The sequence below is a fragment of the Vibrio sp. STUT-A16 genome, assembly GCF_026000495.1.
GTDB lineage: Bacteria > Pseudomonadota > Gammaproteobacteria > Enterobacterales > Vibrionaceae > Vibrio > Vibrio diabolicus.
In genome coordinates, this window is record NZ_AP026765.1 from 1,465,334 (window position 1) to 1,486,548 (window position 21,215).

Annotated in this window: 14 protein-coding genes and 5 pseudogenes; 10 read left to right on the top strand and 9 right to left on the bottom strand. The window is 44.2% G+C overall.

The window, feature by feature from the left end:
- Positions 1-320 precede the first annotated feature (320 nt).
- Positions 321-471 (bottom strand): annotated as a pseudogene (locus OO778_RS06950) (IS5/IS1182 family transposase); the annotation flags it as partial.
- Between the two features lie 334 nt (positions 472-805).
- Here OO778_RS06950 and galE point away from each other — a divergent pair.
- The 4 genes from galE (at position 806) to galM (ending at position 5,282) form a co-directional block, all read left to right on the top strand.
- Positions 806-1,816, top strand: a complete 1,011-nt coding sequence (gene galE, locus OO778_RS06955) for a UDP-glucose 4-epimerase GalE (RefSeq protein WP_264911378.1) — start codon at positions 806-808, stop codon at positions 1,814-1,816.
- Positions 1,817-1,870: 54 nt separating this feature from the next.
- On the top strand, positions 1,871-2,938 hold the full coding sequence (locus tag OO778_RS06960; protein ID WP_264911146.1) for a UDP-glucose--hexose-1-phosphate uridylyltransferase: 1,068 nt from the start codon (positions 1,871-1,873) through the stop codon (positions 2,936-2,938).
- 109 nt (positions 2,939-3,047) lie between these two features.
- The gene (gene galK / locus OO778_RS06965) at positions 3,048-4,208 is read left to right on the top strand and encodes a galactokinase (protein ID WP_264911147.1); all 1,161 of its coding nucleotides are present in this window, start codon (positions 3,048-3,050) and stop codon (positions 4,206-4,208) included.
- Between the two features lie 9 nt (positions 4,209-4,217).
- Positions 4,218-5,282, top strand: a complete 1,065-nt coding sequence (gene galM, locus OO778_RS06970; protein ID WP_264911149.1) for a galactose-1-epimerase — start codon at positions 4,218-4,220, stop codon at positions 5,280-5,282.
- A gap of 66 nt (positions 5,283-5,348) precedes the next feature.
- Here the strand turns inward: galM and OO778_RS06975 are convergent.
- Both OO778_RS06975 and OO778_RS06980 read right to left on the bottom strand, forming a co-directional pair.
- Positions 5,349-5,558: pseudogene (locus OO778_RS06975) on the bottom strand (substrate-binding domain-containing protein); the annotation flags it as partial.
- 351 nt (positions 5,559-5,909) lie between these two features.
- Positions 5,910-6,799: pseudogene (locus OO778_RS06980) on the bottom strand (DDE-type integrase/transposase/recombinase).
- A 384-nt stretch (positions 6,800-7,183) separates the two neighbouring features.
- Between OO778_RS06980 and OO778_RS06985 the strand changes: the two are divergent.
- Positions 7,184-7,483 carry a DUF2007 domain-containing protein gene (locus OO778_RS06985; RefSeq protein ID WP_171934126.1) on the top strand — a complete coding sequence of 100 codons (300 nt, stop codon included), beginning with the start codon at positions 7,184-7,186 and terminating at the stop codon, positions 7,481-7,483.
- A pseudogene (locus tag OO778_RS06990) lies at positions 7,468-7,751 on the top strand (DDE-type integrase/transposase/recombinase); the annotation flags it as partial. The gene OO778_RS06985 and the pseudogene OO778_RS06990, both read left to right, overlap by 16 nt.
- 349 nt (positions 7,752-8,100) lie before the next feature.
- On the opposite strand, the gene OO778_RS06995 reads toward OO778_RS06990, so the two are convergent.
- The gene (locus tag OO778_RS06995; protein ID WP_130201306.1) at positions 8,101-10,335 is read right to left on the bottom strand and encodes a beta-galactosidase; all 2,235 of its coding nucleotides are present in this window, start codon (positions 10,333-10,335) and stop codon (positions 8,101-8,103) included.
- A 301-nt stretch (positions 10,336-10,636) separates the two neighbouring features.
- On the opposite strand from OO778_RS06995, the gene OO778_RS07000 reads away from it, so the two are divergent.
- Positions 10,637-11,395 (top strand): FCD domain-containing protein, encoded by a 759-nt coding sequence (locus OO778_RS07000; protein ID WP_264911151.1) that lies wholly within the window; start codon positions 10,637-10,639, stop codon positions 11,393-11,395.
- Positions 11,396-11,768: 373 nt separating this feature from the next.
- Entirely contained in the window at positions 11,769-12,239 is a 471-nt protein-coding gene (locus OO778_RS07005) for a YhcH/YjgK/YiaL family protein (RefSeq protein ID WP_264911152.1), read from the top strand.
- Between the two features lie 208 nt (positions 12,240-12,447).
- On the opposite strand, the pseudogene OO778_RS07010 reads toward OO778_RS07005, so the two are convergent.
- The 5 genes and pseudogenes from OO778_RS07010 to OO778_RS07030 all read right to left on the bottom strand — a co-directional run bounded on the left by OO778_RS07010 (position 12,448) and on the right by OO778_RS07030 (position 19,248).
- A pseudogene (locus OO778_RS07010) lies at positions 12,448-13,568 on the bottom strand (IS3 family transposase).
- A gap of 176 nt (positions 13,569-13,744) precedes the next feature.
- Positions 13,745-15,529 carry a methyl-accepting chemotaxis protein gene (locus OO778_RS07015; protein ID WP_264911153.1) on the bottom strand — a complete coding sequence of 595 codons (1,785 nt, stop codon included), beginning with the start codon at positions 15,527-15,529 and terminating at the stop codon, positions 13,745-13,747.
- Positions 15,530-15,722: 193 nt separating this feature from the next.
- Entirely contained in the window at positions 15,723-16,730 is a 1,008-nt protein-coding gene (locus tag OO778_RS07020; protein WP_130196507.1) for an Ldh family oxidoreductase, read from the bottom strand.
- Between the two features lie 18 nt (positions 16,731-16,748).
- The gene (locus tag OO778_RS07025) at positions 16,749-17,765 is read right to left on the bottom strand and encodes a zinc-binding alcohol dehydrogenase family protein (protein ID WP_171934129.1); all 1,017 of its coding nucleotides are present in this window, start codon (positions 17,763-17,765) and stop codon (positions 16,749-16,751) included.
- A 22-nt stretch (positions 17,766-17,787) separates the two neighbouring features.
- On the bottom strand, positions 17,788-19,248 hold the full coding sequence (locus tag OO778_RS07030; protein ID WP_264911157.1) for a mannitol dehydrogenase family protein: 1,461 nt from the start codon (positions 19,246-19,248) through the stop codon (positions 17,788-17,790).
- Between the two features lie 369 nt (positions 19,249-19,617).
- Here OO778_RS07030 and OO778_RS07035 point away from each other — a divergent pair, with 369 nt between their 5' ends.
- On the top strand, positions 19,618-20,583 hold the full coding sequence (locus tag OO778_RS07035; RefSeq protein WP_130196504.1) for a sugar kinase: 966 nt from the start codon (positions 19,618-19,620) through the stop codon (positions 20,581-20,583).
- A gap of 11 nt (positions 20,584-20,594) precedes the next feature.
- Positions 20,595-21,215 carry a bifunctional 4-hydroxy-2-oxoglutarate aldolase/2-dehydro-3-deoxy-phosphogluconate aldolase gene (locus tag OO778_RS07040; protein WP_130196503.1) on the top strand — a complete coding sequence of 207 codons (621 nt, stop codon included), beginning with the start codon at positions 20,595-20,597 and terminating at the stop codon, positions 21,213-21,215.

Genomic DNA, 21,215 nt, shown 5'->3' on the forward strand with positions numbered 1-21,215 from the left:
AGCTTGCTAGAGATTGATCAGACTTTATTGTCATTTCCACAGTGATTCTGGTAGCAATGCTCCTTAAAAATGATCAAACTTTAGCTTTTTATAGCCTACGAATCGCTTGAAAAGGCACGTTTCCGATCAAAGTTTATTGTCCTCCGACAAACGTTGTTGGTCTGTTCCTGAATGGAAGTGGTAGAAATTGCCTTGGATCACCAGAAACAATATGGATCTCGCAAGAAGTGGAAAGAGGCCGCCGATTACAGCTGCCTCATAGGCTACTGACTTCGTTGCCGAATTTAGTTTAAGAGTAATGTTATCTAAATAGCCTGTTTCTAAGCAATATACTGAGTTTCGAGCATACCTAGCCTTGTAAGCTTTTTAACACGTTAATCGTGACGTCCCCACAACTTGTGCGTTGTAACTACGAAGAGTCAGCGGTGCTCCGAGTAGTTGCTTCAAACGACACTTGGCAGTTTCAGACAGTTAATCTTGTTGGTAACGATTACAATATTCGTGGCGACTTTTGGATGCTATGTAAGTTATATTTTGTCATTTGCGTGTGAATACTGTTAAATTCTCGTGAACTAGCCAGGTTACGCCCGTTTTTTCTACAAAAAACTAAAAATGTTTCTTTTTATTTAATGGAAACGTTTACACTAATTTGAGTTTGATCACGGAACTGAATCGGTGTTGGTTGATAGACTTTTAACCATTGAAGAATTGGGCGTATCGACTTGGTGTGAATAACGCTGGCTCAGTGAGCATAAGGTCTGGTACCGAGCAGGAAGCAGGAAGCAGCAACAGCGGAGAAGAAAAAGTGAGAGTACTTGTCACAGGTGGTATGGGTTACATCGGCAGTCACACATGCGTTCAGATGATTGAGGCGGGCATGGAGCCCATCATTGTCGATAACTTGTGTAACGCCAAAACAGAAGTATTGAGCCGTATTGAAGCGCTAACTGGCAAACAGCCAACGTTTTATCAAGGCGATATTCGTGATGAAGTGTTTTTGGACTCGGTATTCGCTAAACATGACATCCAAGCGGTCATTCACTTTGCAGGTCTGAAAGCGGTCGGTGAGTCAGTCGTCAAGCCGTTGGAATATTACGATAACAATGTCAATGGCTCATTGGTGCTGGCGCGCAGTATGCGTAAAGCGGGTGTCAAGAGCATCGTATTCAGTTCATCTGCAACCGTCTATGGCGATCCAGAAATCGTTCCGATCACAGAAGATTCACCAACAGGTGCAACCACTAACCCATACGGTCGCAGTAAATACATGGTGGAAGCGTGTTTGAGTGATTTGTTCAATGCTGAAAGCGATTGGAGCATCACTTTGCTGCGCTACTTTAATCCTGTTGGTGCGCATCCATCAGGCACAATGGGAGAAGACCCACAAGGCATTCCAAACAACTTGATGCCGTTCATTGCACAAGTCGCGGTGGGTCGTCGTGACAAGCTCTCGGTGTTTGGTAACGACTACCCAACGCCAGACGGTACCGGCGTGCGTGATTACGTCCACGTAATGGACCTGGCTGATGGCCACATTGCGGCACTGAAAGCCGTGGGGCAGAAAGCGGGATTGCACATTTACAACCTGGGTACAGGTAAAGGTTCTAGCGTACTTGAAATGGTCGGTGCTTTCGGTGCCGCCTGCGGTAAACCTGTGCCTTACGAGCTGTGCCCACGTCGTCCGGGTGATATCGCTGAATGTTGGGCGAGCACAGACAAGGCAGAGCGTGATCTTGGCTGGAAAGCAACACGCAGCGTTGCTGAAATGACGGCCGATACCTGGAAATGGCAATCTGACAACCCACAAGGTTACTAATTTTAATCTGGTGCAGTGCGCCGGAGTCGCAGAATATTAAGTTGAGTAAGTAAAATGTCGAACGTTGAATTTAACCCAGTGGATCACCCACACCGTCGTTACAACCCACTAACGGGTCAATGGATTTTAGTGTCACCACACCGTGCAAAACGTCCTTGGAGTGGGGCGGATGAGAAAGCTGCGATTGATGGGCTACCAAGCTACGATGAGAAGTGTTTCCTGTGTCCGACAAATGAGCGTATCTCTGGAGATGTTAATCCAGATTATCAGGGCACGTATGTGTTTAATAACGATTTTGCCGCACTGATGGTGGATTCTCCAGATGCGCCAGAATCAGACAATCCACTCTTCAAAACCCAAGGTGTACGAGGTTTGAGCCGAGTGATTTGTTTCTCACCTGACCACAGTAAAACCTTACCTGAATTACCGGTAGACAAAATCCGTGGCGTGATTGATACGTGGAACGAGCAAATTGAAGAGTTAGGCAAAGAGTACGTTTGGGTTCAGGCGTTTGAGAACAAGGGCGAAACGATGGGCTGTTCGCAGCCTCACCCACATGGTCAAATCTGGGCGAACAGCTTCTTACCCAATGAGATTGAACGCAAAGAGCAAAACCTAAACGCGTACTACCAGGAACACGGTAGTAACCTGCTGGTGGACTATGTGCAGGCAGAGCTAAAAGATGGCTCTCGTGTCGTGGTAGAAACCGAACATTGGGTCGCGGTTGTTCCTTATTGGGCGGCGTGGCCATTCGAAACCATGCTGCTGCCGAAAACACACATCCGCCGTATGAGCGAGTTAAGCAATGAGCAGCGTGACGATCTTGCTGTTGCTATCAAAAAGCTGACCAGCCGCTATGACAACCTGTTCCAATGTTCTTTCCCATATTCAATGGGTTGGCACTACGCGCCGTTCTTTGAACCAGGCACAGATATCGACCACTGGCAGCTTCATGCACTGTTCTACCCGCCACTATTACGTAGCGCGACAGTACGTAAGTTTATGGTGGGTTACGAAATGCTGGCCGAAAGCCAACGCGACTTAACCGCAGAGCAAGCGGCACAGCGTCTGCGTGATGTCAGTGATTTGCACTACAAAGAACAGTGGTTTGGGCGGTTCTAGGATCCTAGCTCCTAGAACCTCAAAAAACAAAAATCAAATAAGTGGTTCACGATCGCGAATGAACAAAGGGGTCGGGGGTCGAAATACAATTTGAAACTGAGATTTAACTATGTCTGATTTAATTCAAAATGTGAAAGCGTCTTTTGAGAGCGTGCTGGACTATGCACCAAGCCACATTATCCAAGCGCCTGGTCGCGTCAACCTGATTGGTGAACATACCGACTACAACGATGGTTTTGTACTGCCATGTGCGATCAACTACCAAACGGTTGTTGCAGCAGCAAAGCGTGAAGACAACCTAGTACGGGTGGTATCGGTTGACTATGGTAACGCGGTAGATGAATTCGATATCTCTCAAGAAATCACATTCCAAGAAGACAAAATGTGGGCAAATTACATTCGTGGCGTCGTGAAGTGTCTTCTTGCTCGCGGTTATGAGTTTACTGGTGCTGATATCTCGGTGAGCGGTAATGTTCCTCAAGGTGCAGGGTTGAGCTCATCAGCAGCACTGGAAGTCGTGATTGGTCAGACGTTTAAAGTGTTATTCAACTTAGAAATCAGCCAGTCGGAAGTCGCACTAAATGGTCAGCAAGCCGAGAACGAATTTGTTGGTTGTAACTGCGGTATCATGGATCAAATGATTTCGGCAGAAGGTCGTGAAAATCACGCCATGTTATTGGACTGCCGTAGTCTGGAAACAGAAGCGGTTTCTATGCCTGAGGACATGGCGGTCGTGATCATCAACTCGAATAAAAAACGTGGCTTGGTAGACAGTGAATACAACACTCGCCGTGAACAGTGTGAAGAAGCGGCACGTATTTTTGGTGTTAAAGCATTGCGTGATGTCAACATTGAGCAATTCAATGACAAAGTCTCTGAGTTGGATGAAATGGTAGCAAAACGCGCGCGCCACGTGATCACGGAAAACGACCGCACAGTCGAAGCGGCAAAAGCGCTGCGTTCGCATGATATCAAACGTATGAGTGAACTGATGGCCCAGTCGCACGCATCAATGCGTGATGATTTCGAAATTACCGTCAAAGAAATCGACGTCCTGGTTGAGTTGGTGAAAGAAGTGATTGGCGAAGAAGGTGGCGTACGCATGACCGGCGGTGGCTTCGGTGGCTGTATTGTCGCTCTCGTTCCCCCTTCATTAGTGGATAAGGTGAAAACGACGGTAGAAGCTAAATATCAAGCAGCAACAGGTTTAAAAGCGTCGATTTATGTGTGCAAAGCCCAAGATGGCGCAGGTCTGGTCGAAGTATTGTAAAGGCAAGTGATGAAAGCATATTTTGAACAACTAGAACAAGCGATGGCGCAAACGCCATCGTTTGATGGTCAAGCGGCGAATCTGCTCCATCTTACTAATGCGAATGGTATGACGGCAACGTTTATGGATATTGGCGCGACTTGGTTGAGTTGCACGCTGCCGTTAGGTGGTGAACACCGTGAAGTGCTATTGCGCTCGCCAAATATGGCAGAACACATGAAGCAAGACGCCTATTTTGGTGCCATCGTCGGTCGTTTTGCTAACCGTATTGCAAATGGTCAATTTGAGATCGATGGAGAGCATTATCAACTTGGTATTAATAACGGTGAAAACTCGCTCCACGGAGGCTTGGATGGGTTTGATAAACGCCGTTGGAAGATTGCCGAACAGAGTGAACGACAAGTTATTTTTACGCTTCGATCGACTGATGGTGACCAAGGTTATCCAGGTAATCTCGATGTCAAAGTCATATACTTGCTAACTGACGAGAATGAACTCGTTATTGCTTATGAAGCGAATACGGATAAAACCTCTCCGGTGAATTTAATTAATCACGCTTACTTTAACTTGGCGGGGGAGGCAAGCAACGCAAAAGGTTTGGATCACACGCTGCAGCTTAGTGCAGAGCATTACTTGCCAACAGATACGGGGTTAATTCCTACGGGTGAACAAAAGTCTGTGTCAGGTACCAGTTTTGATTTCACCGAGCCGAAACCTATTGGCCAGGCATTTCTTACCGAACTGGATCAGAAAACCGCTGGTGGCTACGATCACGCCTTCGTGTTGAAGCCTGAAGTGACTGATGGTGTGTCTGTCGCCGCAGTTCTGACTGCACCGAAAGAAGATGTGGTGATGAAGGTCAAAACCACTAAACCAGCCATTCAGTTCTATTCAGGAAACTTTTTAGCTGGTGTTCCGGGCGCAAGCAAAACCTACGCGCTTTATGACGGCCTTGCATTGGAAACTCAATACTTTCCTGATGGACCAAACAAACCAGAATGGGGTTTCAACAGTGGGGTGTTGAGCTCAGGGGACTGCTATCAGCATCAGACTGTTTATCAGTTTGAATTTTAGGTAGCATTTTTTTGGGGGGCTACATGCCTACCTTTTTTTGATTCCTAGTCAATCGGATACAGATAATCAACAACGCTCAACAAAATTTCTGCGTACTAATGTTGGGCTGAAAATGGTAGTTTCATCTTCATCTTGTTCGTTACGAGACAGTGTCAAAGCCAATCGAGTGGCACGTTCAATTATTATATCTATTGTATAGCGCACTGCAGTTAAGTGAGGATGAACAAAGTGTGCAATTAAGCCATCATCAAATCCTACCATTGATACTTTAGCTGGTGCCTTAATGTCCTGAGCAGAGGTTGCACAACTAACGGTCATTAATTTCATAGTCGAAGTTGCCGCCGTATACCCAGAAATACCTACCATTTCATCCTAATGACCCAGTCCCAGATGAAACTACCTTTATATGTGAATAAACTCGCGGAACGCATCCTAGTACTCGTTAAAGTTCATTAAAGAGATGCGTCCAATTCGAATGATGATACCGAATTCGGATACTATTTGTTAAAAAGTGGTTCATCCTCTAAACCTTATGAGTTGTATCATACGGTAAATTGACAATAGTATGATCTTTTGCTGGGGAGATTTCGGCGTTTTTCAAGACAGTTGTCACTACGTGCTCAATTATTAAGCAGCTTCTTTTTCTGGATTTAGGTAAACCTCTCCGATCGGCTCGCAGTTCCTGATATTCCGCGACCAGCTCTCTGGTTTTTGTCTTTCAAGCTCCATCGGCACTTCTGCTCGATGACTTAAAATCGCTGCATCTTGATCACTGTGACGTTCTGATGGGGTAACGTAGTTCAAACGGCAGTGCTTATGCTCAGTGTTATACCAAGCAACGAAGGTCTCACCCATTTGCGGCTTGCTTCAAGACTATTGAGTTATCATCACTAACTCTTGGACGGCTATAGGAAGGCGTGATACCCAGCTCTTCCGTTTTGGCTTTAAGCGTCAACGACTTCATTGGTCCGCCGTTATCTGAGTGCAGAACCAGAGGCTGATTGAAGCACTGCTCACGCATCAGTGGGCGTTGCAGTAACTGCGCAGCCAGTTCGCCACACTCTCGGTCATGCACCTCATAAACCACGATTTTCCTGCGGTAGATATCTTCTATCACGTACAGATAACAGTGCTGACCTCGCACTCCTGACGGCAGATAGGTAATATCCCAAGTGAAGACTTGGTTCGGACCTTTTGCCGTATAACTTGTTGGTTTAGATGCCTTTTGCCAACTGCTCTGTATACAACCCTTTCTCACGGCAGTACTGGCTCAGTTCATTCTCGGTCATGGAATAAGTTTCTGCGACAACTGCCAGTGTGGTTTGAGCTGACCACTGCTCGGAAGAAGTATTATTGTCTGGCACAACGGCTCCTGATTCTCTTAGCGCTTTTCGCCAATTGTACAGGGTTGCTTCATGGATTCCTTCTTCTTTTGCCACCTCCGCTACTGAGCGAGAGTATGGTGGTAACAACTTCTTTAGTACTGCTTCTTTTCTTTCCTGCGAATAACGAGACATTCTTTACACTGCTACCGCCCCAAACTTGTTAAATTTTAACAGTGACAACTATCCTCCCAGAGGGGGATTTACGGAAACGATGTCTTTAATCTCCATAAATTGCTCGCGAGTTTGCCCTGTCATTAGTATTAATCCATACTAGAATTTATACTCTTAGGTCTTACAATTGCTAAGGAAGGCTATAGATTATTAGTATGAGTGGTGGACTTATCTAGGATAATAATTTTTTGAATCAAAAGTATAGATGCAAAAGTTGTTGACTAAGTAGAAACTGGATGAATAGGACCATCGAACATGGTGTCTACAGTTTAAATAATTACCATACTAGTGTTGTCGATTTACGGGAGAGGGTATACCACTCGTCTCAACCACAAGGAGAAATATATGATTGTAGTAGCGAAGTTTTCTTTTGCTCATGAAGCTCATATTGCGAAAGCGAGTCTACAAAGTGCAGGGATAGAAAGTCATATCCCTGACGAAGACGCGGAAAATACTCAGTGGCTTTACACTATCACCATGGGTGGTGTTCGCCTGATGGTGTCTGAAAGTGATATCGAGAAAGCGATACAAATACTTCGTTGTGAGTTATTAGAGTCATTGGATAGCGAAGCTGTGGTTGGTGAAGCAAAATGTGTTTGCACAAACTGTGGTAGTGCAGAGATATCTGAGCAACAAAGCTTATGAGAACTCTTGGTTTAGTGAGTTGCCAAGAGCCAAAGCACCACTAAAGAAAGGCTTCACAAGAGCATATTGAAGCTCCAAATCACTTAGGTCGTCAGTTAGCGGTTACCGCCCAAAATGAGGTATGGGCTGGTGATGTTATGTATATTTGGACGGGTAATCGGTGGATGTACTTAGCGGTTGTAATCGATCTTTTGCTCGCAAATTGATTGGTTGGTCGATGACTCTATCACCTGATTTTAAGCTAACAGGCAAAGCTCTTTCGATTGCTTATTATCACTGTTTGGTGAGGGTTGCCTCGCAAATATTTGTGACTCAAGAAAGACCTGACGCCTGTTTCATTACTGTCTTGTCCAAGTATTTGGTTGTGTGACCGTCCATTTGACATTTCAAAACTGTAGCCTGTCATTTTGTCGAGAAAAGTGTCTCTATATTTTTCAGTTCCTCAAGCAAATACAGTCTCTACTTCCCATAATATGGGCCCTGTCAAATAAAATATGGCGATAAATTAAATTATAGTTAGTTTTAAGATTTTCGTACCGAGCATTATACATGGTTCTAAACTTCAGTTCGTTTAAAGGCCCACGAGAATGGTTAGTATGGGCCTGATGAATAAATGATTACTTATAACGCCGTTTATACATAGAGCTATGGAGACGCTTGGCGGCTTTAATCATAGGTTTGTATGGTATATCTGCTATGGATACAAAGCCTACGTTGTAATTTTCTCCATCGTAGGAGCGACCAGTGATAGGTGAGTCGACATATTGGAACCAATGAGCACCAACGAAGTACGGGTTGTCGATAACGGAATGCAAGTACGCCTCGAACATTTCTCCACGTTCTTGTTGGTTACCTGCCGTGACTAGGCCTGGGTGGTAAAGACCCGTGTCTTTAGAACCAATATGAAATTCACCAATGATACTCGGCATATCTACTTCGCTTAAGAACTGCCAAGCCTGTGGATGTAAACCTTCTTTATAGTAATTGTAACTTATCACATCACAGTATTTAGCAGCAGCACGAACAACATTTGGCGTCATACCCCAGTCAGCAAATCGACATCCGAGGTAAAGGTGATTTGGAAGTTCGCTTTTTAGTGCTTCACGAACGACTTTGAAGTACTGAGAGGCATATGTTTCGAGCAGTAAACAGTAATCTTCAAGTTGAGCTTTGTTATGCTTTAACCCCTTAACTCCGGAACTTAACGTATCCCAAGAGGCGATATCTGTATTCCAACAGGCGTTTAGAGCTTCAATACTCAAATACTTTTTTTTCAGTACTTTCATGAACTCAGCTTTTGATGGTGATTCTTGTGCATCACGACTTAAGGTATGGATAGCAATTCCGTGTTGGCCTTGGATTGTTCCCATACGACCCCAGCTCTTTTCATTGTCGATAAAGATACCTACACACCAAGGCGTGTCTTTAATTTCGGCTCTGACTTGTTTCACTGTCGCAATAGCGCGCTCTTTAAATATTGGATCGAATGGATCAGGCAGTGGAGACCAGAAATCATCGCCGCTGCTAACCGTTTTAAACTCACCAATGATCCACCCATTGGCGAAAAAAGGCACTTTTTCATTTGAATAAAACTCAGGAGCCGTCCAGTTACCAAGTGATGTAAAGCCCCAGTTGAGCATACGATCCAGTGTGACTTCACGCCATTTCCGCATGTAGTCTTTACCATATTTGCGTTGTAAGTTTGCAGCGTAGAAACTAAAGGTTTCACCTTGTTCAAGTGCTCCTTCAAAGTTTTCACGCATGTATGCATAGTGCTCGCCTAATTCTTCTTGATAACTCGGTAGCCATTGGAAGCAATTACGACGTACAGTACTGCCAACGAAGGCGGTCTTCTTGGCTTCCATTGATACTTCAAATTTCTCGATAGAGTCTTCAGGGGTCATGTCATCTGGGGACCGCTGTTCCACTTTTGAATGATCATAGTCGATACCGGTTTGAGTATATGAGTTGGCTAGGCGGATTACATCGATACCTGTTGCAAAGTAGAGGTAGCCTTCTGGATCAATAAGTGACCATTTCCCATCAATTTTTTCAGTACGAAAGAAACCCGTGGCTTCATAACGTTTACCGTGGATATAACCACCAAAGCGTGAACGGTCAGCCATTGCTCCTTGTTTTAAATCCTGAAGTTCGCGCTTAGTAAATAGTTTGAGTTCTTCATCATTGTGCACTTTTTCTGGATATTCGCAGTTAGCGTTTTGCCCGTAGCAATCAATAATTTGAGATAAATAATTTGGATTGTACTCAGGGCTGAGCATTAATCGGAATTTAGATAGTTCTAGCTTATGATCAATGAGTGTACCATGAATACTCAGCTCTATTTGTACTATGTCCGACAAATCAATATTCATTACTCCCCACATCCATGTCGCATAGACAAACGGACTGTCCCATGGAGCAGGGGGTGAACGAAAACCAGAATAGTGATTTGTATTGCCCTTTAAGTAATCTCCTTTTAGTTCAATTAAATAAGAGTTACTTGTGTTACCTGTGACATTAACGCAGCGGCTGTGCATTTGTCCTTTTGAATCAAAGATGTTGATAAAAACTTGTGTCGATCGCGAACCAAGGTTTTTAGCTTCAAATGCAAAGCAAAAATTTGGCATTTGGCTCCAGTCCCATTTGTCACCATCTACAGGTTCTATTAAAACTGATGTATACATGTTTTCAGCGCTTTGGCAATGAATTTTCAATTTGCTTTCTAATGTCATCGATGCATCTATGTTGTTAAAGCGGAATTCAGCAGGTATATCTTGTGTGGAAAAATCAAATAAAGCGATGGAACTATCGTGCTCTGAGTGTCTGACCACGTCATTTATAGTTGGTGTCATTGTTGTATTCTCCTGTAAAGGCTCTTTTTAAATTTTAAGTTTTAAACTTTCATTTGTTAACCAATTTTTCTTTTGGTAAGACCAATAGTTGATCGTAATCGCACTATTTACAGGACCGTTCCCGATTACTACTCTTTGAGCTATTACTTTACTCTATAACTATATGTTCCCTATCTTGTCTTACAGATAAGGAACCAAAATGCGACCTACCGTTCCTTGTGCACTATTGGTAGACTGGTACAATAGAATAAACAATAACGCCAGGTAGACCGTTGGGGCTGGCATTCAGGTTAGGATATAAATGATGAAAACAACAAAACGTCGTTATTACGACATTGGTCTACAGATTGAAGAGTTGCTCTACTCAGGTGTGTTCAAAGCAGGAGAGAGACTGCCTTCTGAGCGTGACCTGAGTGAACGTTTTGAAACCAGTCGTGCTACTATACGAGAAGCTATAATCATGTTGGAGTTGAAAGGTTTGGTTGTGGTTCGTCAAGGTGCAGGTATCTACTTTATTGATTCTCCAGAGAAAGTTACTTCTTGCACCATTGTTCCACACAATGATATTGGCCCATTTGAACTCCTTCAAGCACGACAAATTATCGAGAGTAATATAGCGGGGTTTGCTGCTACTCAGATTAAAATTAATGAGTTACGAGAACTTAAACGAGTGCTCTTAGAGCAAGAGAAGGAACTGAACGGGGACAGTGAGCGTTTTGAAGAGCTTGACCGTAAATTCCACATTCTAATTGCTGACTCGACACAGAACCGTGTTCTTATTAATCAAGCAAGCGAGATGTGGCGCAGTGTTCGTACTCAAAACCCTTTGTGGAAAGCTCTAAATGACAAGTACTTGCATGAAGAAGTACTTAAAGAAGTTTGGCTGGAAGACCATAAGAAAATCTTTATGGCTTTACAAAAACGTAACCCTGAGGACGCAAAGCAAGCTGTATGGAATCACATCGAAAATAGTAAGCAAGAGCTATTGAAAATCGCGAGTGCTGAAAACGTAGAAGCGGATCTGGATGATTACTTCTTTACAATGGACTTAGAAATATAATTGATCTTTTAATTTTTTAGGCTTTGCGCAGCAAAGCCTTTGTTCTCTTCAGCCTTTCTATCTATTAGTGTGAACAATCTCACGAAAATCAATAAATAAATTAGAAAACACATAATCTCCATGTCTTTTTGGTTAACCAGTGTTTATATTGGTTTTCCGCTTTGGTCTGTTGAGCTTTTGTTTTAGTGTAAGTGATGAACAACAATTTTGACTGACTCTAATTGTATTGCAACGGGTATTCTTAGTTTAGGTTGCTGCTTCAACATCAATTACAATACCGACATTGAGTTCATAGAAATCATCGAAGCCAGAGACCATGAGGTAAGAGTTGTTGGCAGTTTAGCGACACATTGAAATATTTAGAGGACAAAAAATGTTATTTGGAAATATACACAGATTAGAACTAGTCGGTTATATCCACCCAACAATGAAAGCGTTGATTCGAGAAGCCTGGGTTCTCGCGAACGATGAATCTATAGAAGACGGTAAGTATGAGCTTTCACATCAGGGCGCTTTCGTTGTGTTAGTGTCTGCGAATACAGAGCCGTTAGAATCTCGTAAGGCTGAGTATCACAAAGAATATATTGATGTCCAAATCGTAAAATCGGGGGAAGAAAAACTTGGCTATTCGAACCATCTATCGGCGGATAAACTGGCTCTCGTACGTTTGAACAATGATGTGGACTTTCTGCGGGACGTAGAGCAAGAGCAGTTTGTTTCGTTGCGAGCGGGTGACTTTGCGGTGTTTTATCCGAACCAAGTCCATCGCCCCTTATGTGCCGTTGAAGAGCCTTGTAAGGTTACGAAAGCTATCATCAAGATACCGTATACGTTGCCGGTTTAGCTTTATCTTTTTAGCACTTTGGTATCACGAGCTGCTAGGTTAACAAACATTACGTAAAAAGTGGCGTCAGTGACGATGAGCAATATTGGGATAACTAAGCTCTACTTGGATAGTAGTGATAGCCAATCAAAGTCGACCCCATCGATGACATCTCGTAACCAATAACCTGTGTAAGAACTGTAATATGGCAGTGACCTGCTCCCAAGAACTATTCCAAAACTTCGTTAGCGGTTCTTGTTAAATTACCGCTGTTTCGTGCCGTTCTTATGATCGCTGCAAACTCAGAACGAGTCAGATAATCCAGCGCTGAGTGGGGGAGATTTTCATTGTGATTCATTCGCCAGAGGCTGATTAGGTCATGAGCATGACTCAACCGTCTAAACCAATGCTGGTTTAAACATTCATCTCTGAACTTACCATTAAACTTTCAATATAAGTTGTGTCGGTTTTCCTGCTTGGATTAATTTCAAAATCACACCATGCTGATAAGCCATTGGTCGAGCGCTTTCCCTGTAAATTCTGGGCCTTGATCCGTTCGAATCACTTCTGGATAACCTGGAAAAGTAGGGATAGACTCCAGTGTAGTCATAACTTCATCCCCGAGCTCCCTGTAGCACCAGGAATATCTAGGCAGTCCTTGTATAGTCATCCACAATCGTCAGGCGTTTAATCCGTCTGCCGTTACTGAGCGCATCCATCACAAAGTCCATAGACCAAGTGTGATTTGGTACTGAAGGAAGCAAGAGAGGCTCTCGCTCAACGCTCTGTGATTTTCTACTGATCGTTAATCCTAATTCGCAGTACAAGCGATAAACTCGCTTATGGTTAACATCAAAACCTTCTCGCCTAAGAAGGCGATGGATTCGACTATAACCAAATCGACGTCGTTCCAATGCCAGTTCCTTTATACGAGCCTGAAGCTTATCATCCTCGCGGTTAGCTTGAGGTTGATATCGCATTGACGCGCGTTGAATACCGACGAGCAGACAGGCTCTTCGTTCTGAAAGCTGGGTGCCTTTCTGAATGACTTTGACAGCCTTGCGCTTGTCCTAAACGGTCAGTACTTTTGGCTGAGAGCGATTTTCAGTGCTTCTGTGTCCAGCAGCGTTTCAGCCAGCAGCTTTTTGAGCCGAGCATTCTCGTCTTCCAGCGCCTTAAGGCTACGGGTTTCAGAGATATCCAGTCCTGCGTATTTTTACGCCATGTATAGAAAGTCGCATCCGTTATCCCATGTTGGCGGCAAAGCTTTCTGGCGGGGATACCTACTTCCGCTTTCTTTAAAATGGCAATGATATATTGTTCATTGAATCGTTTTTTTAAGTTCACCATCTCCTTAGTTGGATGAACATTACTAAGTATAGACTGGACTAGAATAAGGGGACCTGGTTAGTACCGCTTAAACCTCGTATTACAAAACTCTTCACGCCGCAAATATTTGGCTATAAATCAATGTCTTTAATTGCTCGGTTTTATGATGTTTATAGACACTTACTAAGTCATTATCATTAATGGAGTTTGAATCGCCTAACTATGTTTTCCAGTGATTGATTGGTCGCGGCTAACTGCTCCATGCTAACGGTTGCTTGCTGAGAGTTCGTATCCAAAACCTGAACCATTTGGTTCATCGAAGTCATATTTGAATCAATCTCACTACTGACTTTAGTTTGTTCGGCTGCTGCTTGAGCAATTTGGGCGCTTGTTGTATCAATGGCTTTGATGGCGTTGATCACTTCGTTTAGTGATTGAGTGAGCTGTGTGGTTGATGCGGAGGTTTCGCTACAACGCTGTTGAGTGTCATTCAGTGAGGTGACGACCGTTTCGCTACTGGAATGCAAAGAGTTCAACATCTCATTGATCTGGCCAGTACTGTCTTGAGTTCTTGCTGCCAAAGCGCGTACTTCATCAGCGACAACAGCAAAGCCGCGGCCTTGTTCACCCGCTCTTGCAGCTTCAATCGCGGCATTAAGTGCGAGTAAGTTGGTTTGTTCTGCAATGCCACCAATGACGCTAAGCACTGAATGAATTTGCTCGACATCCGTCACCATTGAGCTAATTGAGTTCGACATTGCCTCAAACTCTTGATTGAGCGCGTCAACGCTTGCGATTGCGGTGCTAGCTACATTATCACTTTTCTGTGCGTGAGAAATCGCTTGTTGTGTCAGTTGGGCTGAGTGGAAGGCGCTCTGTGAAACCTGCTCTGCGGTAGCACTCATCTCAGTGACCGCCGTTGCGGCTCTTTCCATTTCTACGTTGTGCTTTTGTGCCATCTCTTTGTTGGAGAGTGTTTGTGTGTGTAGTTGATTGATCTCGGTTGTAGAAAGGGTGCTGAGTCCTTGTACTTCACGAAGCATGATATTGAGTTGTTGAGTAAAGTCATTGATGCTTTTCGCGATATTGCCTAAATCGTCATCGCTTTTAACGATGAGTTGTTGGGTTAAATCACCTTCACCATTGGCTAGTTCACCAACTAACGTTCTTAACTCTACAATTGGTTTGTAGGCAAAGTGAATGATTGTCATGCCAATGGCGACTAGGAGTACAGCTGCGAACAATGTGGTCAAGAGGATCTTTTGGTTGAGCGCTGAGGTGTGTGCGTCAATGTAATCACTGTTTACGTGCCCGATCACCTGCCATTGCTGTTGATCGAATTGAATCGGTAGGGTAATGCTATGAGTGTTTGACGAGTCTTTGTTCGTGAACAGCATTTGACCATTGTTATCGATGAGTTCAATGAAACTGCCTTCGTGATTCAGCACCGAAAGGTTATCTAGTGATGGTTGCAAGTTGATTTCGAAGATATCAACGCCACCGCTAGTGTCTATAGATGGGTGGGCAATAGCAATGATAGGTAAACCATCTACGTGCTCGATAGAGCCAATGTAGTTGCCTGTCTCAGCAAACTTCGCTATTTGGCGGTATCGCGCCTCTTGAGTTGCGTCTAACTCCAAAAAGGTTGGAGGATTGTTCTCTACAAACGGAATGGACGGGTCTGGGCTGAAAACTGAACCATACATCACTTTTGTGATGCGGTGGAAACCAGATGACTCTAGCACTTGTGCGACATTGGAAAGGTTAACAGGAATGCTATCTGCCAATTGTATGTAGGATGAAAATTGATTCTCTAGTTGTTGGCTTATCAGCGATATTTGAGTTTCAACCGCTCGAGTGTCTGATTCAACAAACTCATCTTGAATAAAGTATCGAGAGCTCATAAAAGAGACGGCAATAGAGGCAAGTAACAGTGAGAGAATAACGGTAAATATGGTTGTTTTGAAAGATAAACGTTTCATATCTTTTCCTTAGAAGTTTCACGCGTTAAAAAGAATAATCAGCGCCATATTGGAGTCTGTTGTGTTTGGCACTTATGTAGGGTTGTGCAAATAAAAAAGGCTGCAGCCCGTGACTATCGACGGACATACAGCCAAACGTTAACTAACAATGGAGAGGTTAGTTAAATAGGAGGCCCCAAACCTAAATGCATCATTAGCTGACAAGGTAGTCATACACACCTTGTGCCACTGGAATACCGAGCTCTTCACACTGTGCTTTGTACTCGACCTGAGGGTCATTGGGGGCGCGAACTTTATCTACTCCAGGAACTGGGCGAACCTCACGTAATTCTCGCATCATTACTGCCATAGTGGCGGAGAACAGCGGTGTGCCCAGGCGAGTTGGGTCGATAATGATGACTAGGCTAGCTAGTTTACGCATCTTGTCGTATTCGCCGTACATGCGAGTGATATGGTTACCGAAGTTTGCACCCATCAAAACACCTGTTAGTGCGTCAATTGCCAATGCGATACCTGAACCTTTGTGGCCTCCAAATGGGAGTAGGTTTTCTACCTCGTGAGGATTGGTTGTTTCGTTACCTTCTTTGTCGATAGCCAAACCTTTACCAATCTTTTGTCCAGTTTCTTTGGCATGCAGCAGCTTACCAAATGCCGTTGCGCTGGTAGCCATATCAACGATCATTGGATGAGATCCCTCAACCGGGAAGCCAAAGGCGATAGGGTTAGTACCCAAGAAGCGCTCTGCGCCGCCATGAGGTGCAACACAAGTATCGGTTTGAGTCATTGCAATCGCAATCATGCCTTGTGATGTTGCTTGTTCCATAAAGTAAGAAAGCGCACCGCAGTGAGACGTGTTTTTCACGGTCACAAAACCTAGGCCTGTCTCGGATGCCATTTCAATACCGTGCTCAGTTGCTGCAATGAGTGCAGAGTGACCCATGCCATCATCAGAGTCCAGTATCGCTACTGATGGAGACACTTGCTCGATGCTGAATTTCGCTTGTTTGTTCAAACCACCAGCCGCTAGGCGAGTGCAGTAATGTTCTACACGCATTACACCATGAGAGTGAACACCCGTTTTGTCAGCGTGCACCAACACATCAGTAACTTCTTGTGCAGTTGCAGCATCTAGTCCAGCCGCAGTCAGCTTGCTAAGAGCCAGTTCACGAAGCTGTCCTTCATTAACACGTACAGTTGTCATAATCTAATCCTTAGTCACTTAAAAGTTGATAACGCCTTTAACCAATTCGCGGTTTTCTACTACATCTTCGTTGTAGCGTTCACCAAATGTTTGAAAGTCGTACTCTTTGTTTTTCATAATGTTTTGAGAAATTTTGCCAGCGGCCATGAGCTCAATCACTTTTTCGAAATCTTGACGAGTCGCATTACGGCTGCTCAGCAATGTGGTTTCTTTTTTGTGGAACGTTGGATCATCTAGAACCAAATCACCTATATAGAGACCGATAAAAACGATCTTACCGCCGTGGCGAATCAGCTCTACGCTTCGACTCATCGAACCTTTGTTGCCTGTAGCATCAAGGACGGTGCAGGGTAAGCGACCGTTAAACGCGTCTTTGAGCACTGCTTCGTAGTTATCTTCAAGAGGGTTTAGTGCTAGCACACCTAGGTTTACCTCAACGTGTTCACGGCGACCTGCATCGACATCAGCAACCGCAACCGTTGCGCCTTCGGCTTTTGCAATTGCTGCGGCAGCAAGACCAATTGGACCTGAGCCAACAACAAGAACATTGTTACCTTGACGTACTTCAGCACGGCGCACTGCATGAGCACTGATAGCAAAGCACTCAACCAACGAACCTTCAGAAGCGGATACATTTTCAGGTAGCTTAACCAGGTTATCTTCGTATACCGCTAAGAACTCAGAGAAGCCTCCATCTTGGTGTACACCGTACAGCGAAACGTTTTCGCAACAGTTCGTTTTGCCTTCTTCACAAGCTGCACAAGTGCCACATGGAATACACGGAATAACAGAGAAGCGTTCACCAGCTTTTGCACTCTTACAAGCCGCACCGACTTTTTCGGCAGTACCACAGATTTCATGACCCAATACACGAGGGTAAGAGAAGAACGGCTGACGACCTGCATAAGCGTGAATGTCAGTGCCACAGATACCAACCGCATTGATTTTAAGAAGTACCTCGTTGTCTTGTATTTCTGGAATATCGCGTTCAATGTACTCGATTGAGTGAGGTTCGTTACAGATTAGCGTTTTCATGTTAATACCTTAATTTTTTGAATTAGTGAGTAAGCTCAGCGAACATCGCTTTGATGCCGTTCTTTTCGATGAATTCGAAAGCGCTTAGAATTTGTTGTTTGAACAACTTATGTTGCTCTGCGTTATTACCGAAAACTTTTTGTACTTTCAGCAGCGTTTCAGCGATTTGTAGTTTGTCATTAGCTCGATAGACAATGTCGGTGAACTCTTCTGCCAATGGGTCAGCTAGAGGTTCACCTGACTTAATCGTGTTGATGACGTAGTGCATCCATCCGGCGATGAGAACAGGCAAGCAGCGTGTTGCGATTCCGCGATCGTACAACGTTAGGAAAGGATCAACCGCTCGTTGTGGAAGTTTTTGCGAACCGTCCATCGCGATCTGTCCGGTCTTATGCTTGATGTTCTGGTTACTAAATCGTGCTATAAGCAGTTCGGCATACTGTTCTAGGTCGACACTTAGGCTAGGGTTAAGTGATTTGGCTTGCTCTTCTCTCATTAGAGACAGAGTCACTTGGCGCAACTTTTCGTCTTTCATACATTGATAGATGTATTCATAGCCCGCTAACGTGCCGTTATATGCAAGGAATGAGTGGCTACCATTGAGCATGCGAAGCTTCATCTCCTCATACGGAAGCACGTCTTCTACCAACATTGCTCCTGCTGCTGTCCAGCCAGGTCGACCTGCGACAAAGTTGTCTTCAACAACCCATTGACGAAAGTCTTCACACACTACGCCGCAAGGGTCGCGATACCCTGTTTCTTGTTCAATTACATCAAATTGGTCAGGAGTCATAGCGGGGACAATGCGGTCGACCATTGTGCTTGGGAACGATGCATTCTCTTCAATCCATGCACAAAGTTCTGGATTACAAAGTTTTGCGAAGTCCAGTACTGCGTTACGAGTGAGATGCCCATTTTCAGGAATGTTGTCACAGGACATAACACTAAATGCAGGTAGACCTAGCGCTTTACGTTGCTTGAGTGCCTCAGTGATTAGGCCAATCGCAGATTGTGGTTGTGTTGGATTCTCAAGATCATGAGCAATCAAAGGATTTGCGGTATCAAGAACACGTGATTGTGGGTCTACACAGTAGCCCTTCTCAGTAATAGTCAAAGAAACGATCTTAACTTGGGGCTCAATCAGTTTGTTGATTGCTGCATTGATACCTGTATCCGGTGTATGGATTTGTTCTGTAACTGTGCGTACTAAACGCGTTTCTGTTTCAGTAGCAGACTTTTCAACCACAGTAAATAGACCATTTTGCGCTTTTAAATCGTCGATCAGTGCAGAAGGTCCAAACATGTTAATTTCACAGATACCCCAACGTGAGCCTGTGATGTCATTTGTTAGGTCGTTATAAACAGCTTGATGTCCGCGGTGAAAAGCACCGAAACCAATATGCACAATGTTTGTTTCTAGTTCTTCACGAGCATACGTAGTTTTCGTCGTGTATCTCGCTTTCTCAATATCTAAACCGTTCATGTTCAACCTTTGGAGTTAATTGATTAACCAATGCGTTATTTATACTGTGGGGAAGTTGTTATTTCAGTGATAAAAGTCACAAATAGCATACCAAATTATTTTCATTGGTCAACCATTATGGAGCTGTAACTGTTTTTGTGATTTGACGAACGTTATATGTGATGTTTCTGAGTGGTTTCATAATGTCATTGGACCTTATTTTTGGCCCTTATAAGGGTTAAAACAAGAACTGTGATCTTAGTTGGTAAATCAAAATTGTGATTGGTTGACCATGTGGCATCTCTAACTTAATATCGTTTATATTCCTTTGCTGGAGCGTATTTCAGCAAATATATTTGGTTTCAATATTAAGATTAAGGTTGAATGACAATGAGTGTGGAAATAAAACAAGATACGGAGTCTAGCTATAGCGATATTCTTAGCTTTGGTGAGCCAATGTTTGAGTTTAGTCAAGTTGGTCAAGCAGGTTCAGGCCAACCCGATTTCTTGAGTGGTTTTGGTGGCGACGCTTCGAACTTTGCTATCGCAGCAGCAAGACAAGGCGCATCAGTTGGAATGTTGACACAACTTGGCGACGATGAATTCGGTAAGCGTTTTGTTGAGCTGTGGGAACAGCAGGGTGTTAGCAGTTCAGCGGTGTGCACACTACCAAACAAAGCAACGGGCGTTTATTTTATTACGCACGACGATGACGGACACCATTTTTCTTTCTTGCGTAAGAACTCTGCGGCCAGTTTAATGACTCCGCAAGACTTGCCATTAGAGGCGATTGCCAACGCTAAGCTTCTTCATATCACCGCTATTACTCAGGCGATTAGTGATTCAAGTTGTGACTCAGTGTTTGCAGCAATTGAAACAGCGAAAGCGCACGGCACTCAAGTGTCCTATGACACCAACTTGCGCTTAAAGCTATGGTCACTGCAACGCGCTCGCGCCATCATTAATGAAACCGCGTCACTAGTCGATGTCTGCTTCCCAAGTATTGACGAAGCACGCTTGGTGACAGGCCTTGAACATGTTGACGATATCATCGATTTCTACCTAAAAGCAGGCGCGAAAGTTGTCGTACTTAAACAGGGTGGTGACGGTGCAACAGTGGCTAATGAGCATATTCGTCATTCCATTCGTCCACACAAAGTGACACCTGTTGATGCAACCGCTGCGGGCGATTCCTTTGCGGGCTCTTTCTGTACGCACTATGTCAATGGAGAGTCATTAGAGCTGTGCCTTGCCTATGCGAATGCTACCGCTTCTATCACGATCACAGGTTATGGTGCCGTTGCTCCTCTACCGACATTCGAGCAAGTGCTCGCGAGAATTAACGAATCAAAATAGGAAACAAAGAAATGGATCTTAATCAACGCCTAGCAGAACTGAAAGTTGTGCCAGTTATTGCGATAGATAACGCGCAAGATATTTTACCATTAGGAAAGGCTCTGGTTGAAAATGGTTTACCAGTAGCAGAAATTACTTTTCGCTCAGACGCTGCGGCAGAAGCGATACGCCTACTACGCGATGCATATCCAGATATTTTAATCGGTGCGGGCACGGTATTGAACGAAGCTCAAGTTATTGAAGCTAAACAAGCTGGGGCAGACTTCATTGTTTCTCCTGGTTTGAACCCGAGCACAGTAAAAGCGTGTCAAAAACATAAAATAACCATTGTCCCAGGCGTTAATAGCCCATCGTTGGTTGAGCAGGCTTTGGAGCTTGGTGTTGATACAGTGAAATTCTTCCCAGCAGAGGCATCGGGTGGTCTAGCGATGCTTAAGTCTCTGCTTGGCCCTTATCAGCAAATCAAGGTGATGCCAACTGGCGGTATCAATCAAAACAACATTCATGACTACCTTGCACTCCCAGCTGTACTGGCGTGTGGGGGGACTTGGATGGTCGATAAATCATTAGTCAATGACGCAGCTTGGGATGAAATTGGCCGTTTGGTCAGAGAAATTGTCGCGGCAGTATAG

Coding starts and splice junctions, on each gene's coding strand:
- OO778_RS06960 (WP_264911146.1), top strand. CDS start 1,871: ATGTCGAACGTTGAATTTAACCCAGTGGATCACCCACACCGTCGTTAC.
- galK (WP_264911147.1), top strand. CDS start 3,048: ATGTCTGATTTAATTCAAAATGTGAAAGCGTCTTTTGAGAGCGTGCTG.
- galM (WP_264911149.1), top strand. CDS start 4,218: ATGAAAGCATATTTTGAACAACTAGAACAAGCGATGGCGCAAACGCCA.
- OO778_RS06985 (WP_171934126.1), top strand. CDS start 7,184: ATGATTGTAGTAGCGAAGTTTTCTTTTGCTCATGAAGCTCATATTGCG.
- OO778_RS06995 (WP_130201306.1), bottom strand. CDS start 10,335: ATGACACCAACTATAAATGACGTGGTCAGACACTCAGAGCACGATAGT.
- OO778_RS07000 (WP_264911151.1), top strand. CDS start 10,637: ATGATGAAAACAACAAAACGTCGTTATTACGACATTGGTCTACAGATT.
- OO778_RS07005 (WP_264911152.1), top strand. CDS start 11,769: ATGTTATTTGGAAATATACACAGATTAGAACTAGTCGGTTATATCCAC.
- OO778_RS07015 (WP_264911153.1), bottom strand. CDS start 15,529: ATGAAACGTTTATCTTTCAAAACAACCATATTTACCGTTATTCTCTCA.
- OO778_RS07020 (WP_130196507.1), bottom strand. CDS start 16,730: ATGACAACTGTACGTGTTAATGAAGGACAGCTTCGTGAACTGGCTCTT.
- OO778_RS07025 (WP_171934129.1), bottom strand. CDS start 17,765: ATGAAAACGCTAATCTGTAACGAACCTCACTCAATCGAGTACATTGAA.
- OO778_RS07030 (WP_264911157.1), bottom strand. CDS start 19,248: ATGAACGGTTTAGATATTGAGAAAGCGAGATACACGACGAAAACTACG.
- OO778_RS07035 (WP_130196504.1), top strand. CDS start 19,618: ATGAGTGTGGAAATAAAACAAGATACGGAGTCTAGCTATAGCGATATT.
- OO778_RS07040 (WP_130196503.1), top strand. CDS start 20,595: ATGGATCTTAATCAACGCCTAGCAGAACTGAAAGTTGTGCCAGTTATT.